Annotated in this window: 8 protein-coding genes; 4 read left to right on the top strand and 4 right to left on the bottom strand. The window is 67.4% G+C overall.

From position 1 onward, the window contains the following. A partial coding sequence (locus ACMZPQ_RS22570) for a hypothetical protein (protein WP_495495863.1) occupies window positions 1-230 on the top strand: 230 nt, incomplete at its 5' end. Window positions 231-520: 290 nt separating this feature from the next. On the opposite strand, the gene ACMZPQ_RS22565 is transcribed toward ACMZPQ_RS22570, so the two are convergent. Continuing rightward, on the bottom strand, window positions 521-1,438 hold the full coding sequence (locus ACMZPQ_RS22565) for a LysR substrate-binding domain-containing protein (RefSeq protein ID WP_197584278.1): 918 nt from the start codon (window positions 1,436-1,438) through the stop codon (window positions 521-523). Between the two features lie 98 nt (window positions 1,439-1,536). Here ACMZPQ_RS22565 and ACMZPQ_RS22560 point away from each other — a divergent pair, with 98 nt between their 5' ends. Beyond that, a complete protein-coding gene (locus ACMZPQ_RS22560; RefSeq protein ID WP_197584281.1) occupies window positions 1,537-2,781 on the top strand; it encodes an SGNH/GDSL hydrolase family protein in 1,245 nt (414 codons plus the stop codon). A 58-nt stretch (window positions 2,782-2,839) separates the two neighbouring features. Here ACMZPQ_RS22560 and fur read toward each other — a convergent pair whose 3' ends face one another. Further along, window positions 2,840-3,247 carry a ferric iron uptake transcriptional regulator gene (fur, locus tag ACMZPQ_RS22555; protein ID WP_005409235.1) on the bottom strand — a complete coding sequence of 136 codons (408 nt, stop codon included), beginning with the start codon at window positions 3,245-3,247 and terminating at the stop codon, window positions 2,840-2,842. A gap of 103 nt (window positions 3,248-3,350) precedes the next feature. On the opposite strand from fur, the gene ACMZPQ_RS22550 reads away from it, so the two are divergent. Beyond that, window positions 3,351-3,743 (top strand): outer membrane protein assembly factor BamE, encoded by a 393-nt coding sequence (locus tag ACMZPQ_RS22550; RefSeq protein ID WP_049446301.1) that lies wholly within the window; start codon window positions 3,351-3,353, stop codon window positions 3,741-3,743. 36 nt (window positions 3,744-3,779) lie between these two features. Here the strand turns inward: ACMZPQ_RS22550 and ACMZPQ_RS22545 are convergent, their stop codons facing one another. Further along, a complete protein-coding gene (locus ACMZPQ_RS22545; RefSeq protein WP_197584283.1) occupies window positions 3,780-4,037 on the bottom strand; it encodes an RnfH family protein in 258 nt (85 codons plus the stop codon). Window positions 4,038-4,040: 3 nt separating this feature from the next. Then, the gene (locus ACMZPQ_RS22540) at window positions 4,041-4,466 is read right to left on the bottom strand and encodes a type II toxin-antitoxin system RatA family toxin (RefSeq protein WP_032959119.1); all 426 of its coding nucleotides are present in this window, start codon (window positions 4,464-4,466) and stop codon (window positions 4,041-4,043) included. A 57-nt stretch (window positions 4,467-4,523) separates the two neighbouring features. On the opposite strand from ACMZPQ_RS22540, the gene smpB reads away from it, so the two are divergent. After that, window positions 4,524-5,027: an SsrA-binding protein SmpB gene (gene smpB / locus ACMZPQ_RS22535; protein ID WP_040007975.1), complete on the top strand. Its 504-nt coding sequence runs from the start codon at window positions 4,524-4,526 to the stop codon at window positions 5,025-5,027. The last annotated feature ends 131 nt before the right edge of the window (window positions 5,028-5,158 follow it).

The raw sequence follows: 5,158 nt of genomic DNA, 5'->3' as shown, positions 1-5,158 counted from the left end.
AAGCTGCTGGCAGAGTCGAGCTCGCTCGCCTGACCGAGGTCATCCACGCATGGCGTGGATCTACAACGCATCGGCGCGGTAGTGCCGGCCGCTGGCCGGCAGCCCGATGCGAGTCGGTGAAGATTCGTGAGGTTGCCGGCCAGCGGCCGGCACTACCCCCGTGGCTGCGTCAGAAGGAAGCGCGCGCCGCCGCGCGCAAGCTGCTGGTGGAGTCGAGCTCGCTCGACTGACCGAGGTCATCCACGCATGGCGTGGATCTACAACGCACCGGCACTACCCCCGTGGCTGCGTCAGAAGGAAGCGCGCGCCGCCGCGCGTAAGCTGCTGGCAGAGTCGAGCTCGCTCGCCTGACCGAGGTCATCCACGCATGGCGTGGATCTACAACGCATCGGCGCGGTAGTGCCGGCCGCTGGCCGGCAGCCCGATGGAAGCACGCGCCGCCGCGCGGTGCTGGTAGAGTCGAGCTCGCTCGGCTGACCGAGGTCATCCACGCATGGCGTGGATCTACAACACACCGGCACTACCCCCGTGGCTGCGTCAGATCCACGTGCTCCACCAGGAAATCGAGGAACGCGCGTACCCGCAGTGGCAGGTAACCGCCCTGCCCCAGGAACACCGCGTGCACCTCCTCCAGGTCACCGGGGTTGGCCTCTTCCAGCACCGGCAACAGGCGCCCGGCGGCGATGTCGGCCTGCACCTGGAACGCGGCCAGGCGCGCCATGCCCAGCCCGCCCAGCACCAGCTGGCGCAGTGCATCGCCGTTGCTGGCGCGCGCATTGCCGCTGGGCAGCAGCATGCGCTCACGACCGTCCTGCAACAGCGGCCAGCCCTGCATCGCCCGCGCATGGCCGATGTCCAGGCGGTTGTGCGCCTGCAGCTCCTCGACGCTGGCCGGCAGGCCGTGCCGCTGCGCGTAGGCCGGTGCGGCCACGATCATCATCCGCGTCGCGCCCAATCGCCGCGCCACCAGGCTGGAACTCTTCAGCGGGCCAGCGCGCACCGCCACGTCGGTGCGCTGCTCGAGCAGGTCGATCACCTCGTCGTTGAGGGTCAGGTCCACCCCCACCTGCGGGTTGCGCTCGAGGAACGCCGGCAGCAGCGGCAACAGGAAGTGCTGGCCGAACGGCACGTTGGAATTGACCCGCAGCCGCCCGCGCGGCTCGGCATGCGCGCTGGCACAGCGTTCGGCCTCGTCCAGATCGGCCAGCACGCGCAGGCCACGCTCGTAGAACGCGCAGCCTTCCGGGGTCAGCTGCAGTTGGCGGGTGGACCGCTGCAGCAGGCGCGTGCCCAGCCGCTGTTCCAGCCGGGCCACCAGCTTGCTGACTGCCGACGGGGTCATGTCCAGGGTGCGGGCGGCGGCGGAAAAACCGCCGGTCTCGATCACCCGTACGAAGACTTCCAGTTCGCCGGATCGGTTGATGTCGGGTCGCGCCATGGAGATGAATCCAGTTCACAGATGATTGTCCATACGCAGTCTAGTTCACAGATGAAGGCGAAATCACCATGGCGGCTCCTTTCCTCCGGAATCGCTCCATGGACCGCCTCCGCAAGCTCACTGCCAGCACCCTGCTCGCCCTGACCGGCGCCGCCAGCGCCGCCCCTGCCCCACATTGGGTGGCCAGCTGGCAGGCCAGCCCGCAACCGGTGTGGAGCGCCGACTTCCTGTTCCCAACCCTGGTTCCAGCATCGCTGCACGACCAGACCTTCCGCCAGACCGCGCGCATCAGCCTGGGCGGCCCGCGTCTGCGGGTAAGGTTGAGCAATGCCTACGGCACGCACCCACTGCAGATAGGAGCGGCCAGCGTGGCCGCACGACCGGGCGCGACTCCACTGCCGCTCCACTTCGACGGCCAGCCCACTGTGCTGATCGGCCCGGGCCAGGAACGGCTGAGCGATCCGCTGGCCCTAACCACCGGCAATCAGCAGGCCCTGCAGGTCAGCGTCTTCGTGCCGGGGCCGACACCGCTACAGACCTTTCACTGGGACGGCCGCCAGACCAGCTGGATCGCCCCTGGCGACCAGAGCCCGGCGCGCAGCCTGGATCGGGCCACCCCCACCACCGCACGCCTGTTCGTGACGGGCATTGAAGTCGAGGCCGCGCCCGGCGCACGCAGCGTGGTGGTGATTGGCGACTCGATCACCGACGGCGCCACCGCCAGCCTCGACCAGGACCAGCGCTGGACCGACCACCTTGCCGCGCGGCTGGCACCCCGCGGCGTCGCGGTGGTCAACGCCGGCATCTCCGGCGGCCGGCTGCTGCGCGACGGCATGGGCGAGTCGGTTCTGGCTCGCCTGCAGCGGGATGTGCTGGATCAGCCGGGCGTTGCCAGTGTGATCGTGCTGATCGGCATCAACGACATCAGCTGGCCGGGCACCGCGTTCGCCCGGAAGCAGGCCCGTCCTACGCTGGCCGAGCTGCAGGCCGGCTATCGGGCGCTGGCCAGACAGGCCCGCCGCCGGGGCGTGCGCATCCTCGGCGCCACCCTGACACCGTTCGCCGGCGCCCTGCCCGGCACGCCGCTGGACGACTACTACCAGCCCGACAAGGAGGCGCTGCGCCAGCAGCTCAATGCCTGGCTGCGCACGGACGGTCCGTTCGACGCGGTGATCGATCTGGACGCGGCCCTGCGCGACCCGTCCGACCCGTCACGGATGGCGCCCGCCTACGACTCCGGTGACCATCTGCACCCGGGCGATGCGGGCAACCGGGCGATGGCCGAGGCGGTGGATCTGGAGGTGTTGATGGGGCCATCCACGCATGGCGTGGATCTACCGTAAGCAACAAAAAACCCCGGGCACGCCCGGGGTTCTGTCGCGTCCGGCTGGCTGGAACCGCTTACTTGCGCTTCTTGCGCACGTACAGCACCAGCGAGTGCTCTTCCAGCTCGTAGCCGTGATCTGCCGCGATCTTGCGCTGCAGCTCTTCGATCTCGTGGCTTTCAAACTCGATGATCTTGCCGCTGTCCACGTCGACCATGTGGTCGTGGTGGCCGCCGCGGTCCAGCTCGTAGACGGCCTGGCCGCCTTCGAAATTGTGCTTGAGCACGAGGCCGGCGGCCTCGAACTGGGTCAGCACCCGGTAGACCGTGGCCAGGCCAATCTCGTCGCCATGCTCCAGCAGCTGGCGGTAGATGTCTTCGGCGGTCATGTGGTGCTGGGCATTGCGCTGCTCGAGCAGCGCCAGGATCCGCATCCGCGGATGGGTCACCTTCAGGCCGACTTTACGCAGGTCGTGGGTTTCCATAGGTCTCCGTTCATTGGCGATTTAGCGCCAGCTGCCTCGGATTGGGTCGCGGTGGCACGCCGGGAGTGTATCATCGGTTTGATTTCCCCAACCGCCAGTCCCGATGCGCAATCTCCTGTTGGTCGCCGCCGTCGCCTTGTCCACCACCGGGTGCGGCATCATCTACAAGCAACCCATCTATCAGGGCAACCTGATCCGGGAAGATGCCGTGGCCAAGCTGCAGGTCGGGCAGAGCAAGCAGCAGGTCACCGCGCTGCTGGGCACCCCGTCCATTCCCGATCCGTTCCATGCCCAGCGCTGGGACTACACCTCCAGCCAGCGCGTCAACCGCCTGGGCCGCACCGAAGTGAAGAACTTCGTCGTGTTCTTCGAGAACGACAACGTGACCCGTTGGGAAGGCGACTACTTCCCGGGCAACGACAAGGCCCTGGCCCAGCAGACCGTGCGCCAGTTCGGCCGCAACCTGCCGAAGGACAAGAAGAAGAAGGGCCGCTGAGGCCCCCTACCCGTCCGCAGGGACGGGTCGTGGGTATCAACCGCCGAGCGCGCGTCGCCGGCGGTTGTCCTTGGGGTCGGCCAGCAGCGGGCGTAGCAGTTCGATGCGGTCGCCCTCCAGCAGCGCTTGCTGCGGGCGCGCCAGCACGCCATGCACGGCCACGGCCGGGCATCCGTCACTGCCCTCCAGCGCGGCAGCGGCAATGGCATCGGCCACGGTCGCGCCCTCTTCCAGCTGCAGCCGGCGCGACAGCACCCGCTGCGGCCAGGCCAGCACCACCTCGACCTCGATCATCGCTCAGCCCTCGTCGGCGACGCGGACGAAATCGTTGACCATCCGATCGGCCAGCCCCTGGAAGCCGATCGCCAGCGCCGGGCCCAGCAAGCGCGAGCTGGGCTCGAACTCCAGGGTCAGGGTGACCTTGCAGGCATCTTCGGCCAATGCATGGAATTCCCAGCGGCCGTGCAGCTGCTTGAAGGGGCCATCGCGCAGCTGCATGTCGATGCTGTGCGGGCGCTGCAGGGTGTTTTCGGTCTGGAACCAGGTACTGAACGAGCCCAGGCCCAGGTCCAGGCGCGCCACCAGACGGTCTTCGCCCTGCTCCAGGATCTGGGCGGCCGAACACCAGCGGAAACGGCGCGGATAGGCCTGGACATCGTTGACCAGGTCGAACATGCGCGCGGCCGAATGTTCGACCAGGGCGCTGCGGCGGATAGTAGGCATGAATACAGGACGTTTCGGCAATCGACCGGGCGGGCCCGAATCGGAGACAATACGGAAATGAGCAAGAACAGCGGCAAGGATAAAGCAAAGAGCGCGACGGCCAACAAGACCATCGCGCTGAACAAGCGTGCCCGCCACGAGTACCACATCGAGGATCGCTTCGAAGCCGGCCTGGCCCTGCAGGGCTGGGAAGTGAAATCGATCCGTGCGGGCCGCGGCAACATCGTCGACGCCTACGCCTACGTCAAGGATGGAGAGATCTTCCTGATCGGCGCGCAGATCACCCCGTTGATCCAGGCCTCGACCCATGTGGTGGCCAACGACCGGCGCGAGCGCAAGCTGCTGCTGCACCGGAGCGAGATCGACAAGCTGGTCGGCAAGGTCGAGCGCGATGGCTACACGATCGTGCCCACCGCGATGTACTGGAGCAAGAACAAGATCAAGCTCGAAGTCGCGCTGGCCAAGGGCAAGCAGACCCACGACAAGCGCGATGCCGCCAAGGACCGCGACTGGGCGATCGAGAAGCAGCGCGTGATGCGTCGCGGCAACCGCGACGCGTAAGCGGTTGCGCATGCCCCTGTAGAGTCGAGCTTGCTCGACTGCTTTGGCTTTCTGTAGCAACTGTCTTGTCAGGCGGAGGCCATCTGGGCCTCCGCTTCCCGTTTGCGGGCGTTGAGGATCACCAGCATCTT

Origin of the sequence: Stenotrophomonas maltophilia, assembly GCF_047497515.2 — a bacterium.
Lineage (GTDB): Bacteria > Pseudomonadota > Gammaproteobacteria > Xanthomonadales > Xanthomonadaceae > Stenotrophomonas.
This window is presented reverse-complemented; position numbering and strand designations above follow the sequence as displayed.

Excerpts from the sequence above, each read along its gene's own strand:
- fur (WP_005409235.1), bottom strand. The coding sequence starts at position 3,247 with ATGGAAACCCACGACCTGCGTAAAGTCGGCCTGAAGGTGACCCATCCG.
- smpB (WP_040007975.1), top strand. The coding sequence starts at position 4,524 with ATGAGCAAGAACAGCGGCAAGGATAAAGCAAAGAGCGCGACGGCCAAC.
- ACMZPQ_RS22565 (WP_197584278.1), bottom strand. The coding sequence starts at position 1,438 with ATGGCGCGACCCGACATCAACCGATCCGGCGAACTGGAAGTCTTCGTA.
- ACMZPQ_RS22540 (WP_032959119.1), bottom strand. The coding sequence starts at position 4,466 with ATGCCTACTATCCGCCGCAGCGCCCTGGTCGAACATTCGGCCGCGCGC.
- ACMZPQ_RS22560 (WP_197584281.1), top strand. The coding sequence starts at position 1,537 with ATGGACCGCCTCCGCAAGCTCACTGCCAGCACCCTGCTCGCCCTGACC.
- ACMZPQ_RS22550 (WP_049446301.1), top strand. The coding sequence starts at position 3,351 with ATGCGCAATCTCCTGTTGGTCGCCGCCGTCGCCTTGTCCACCACCGGG.
- ACMZPQ_RS22545 (WP_197584283.1), bottom strand. The coding sequence starts at position 4,037 with ATGATCGAGGTCGAGGTGGTGCTGGCCTGGCCGCAGCGGGTGCTGTCG.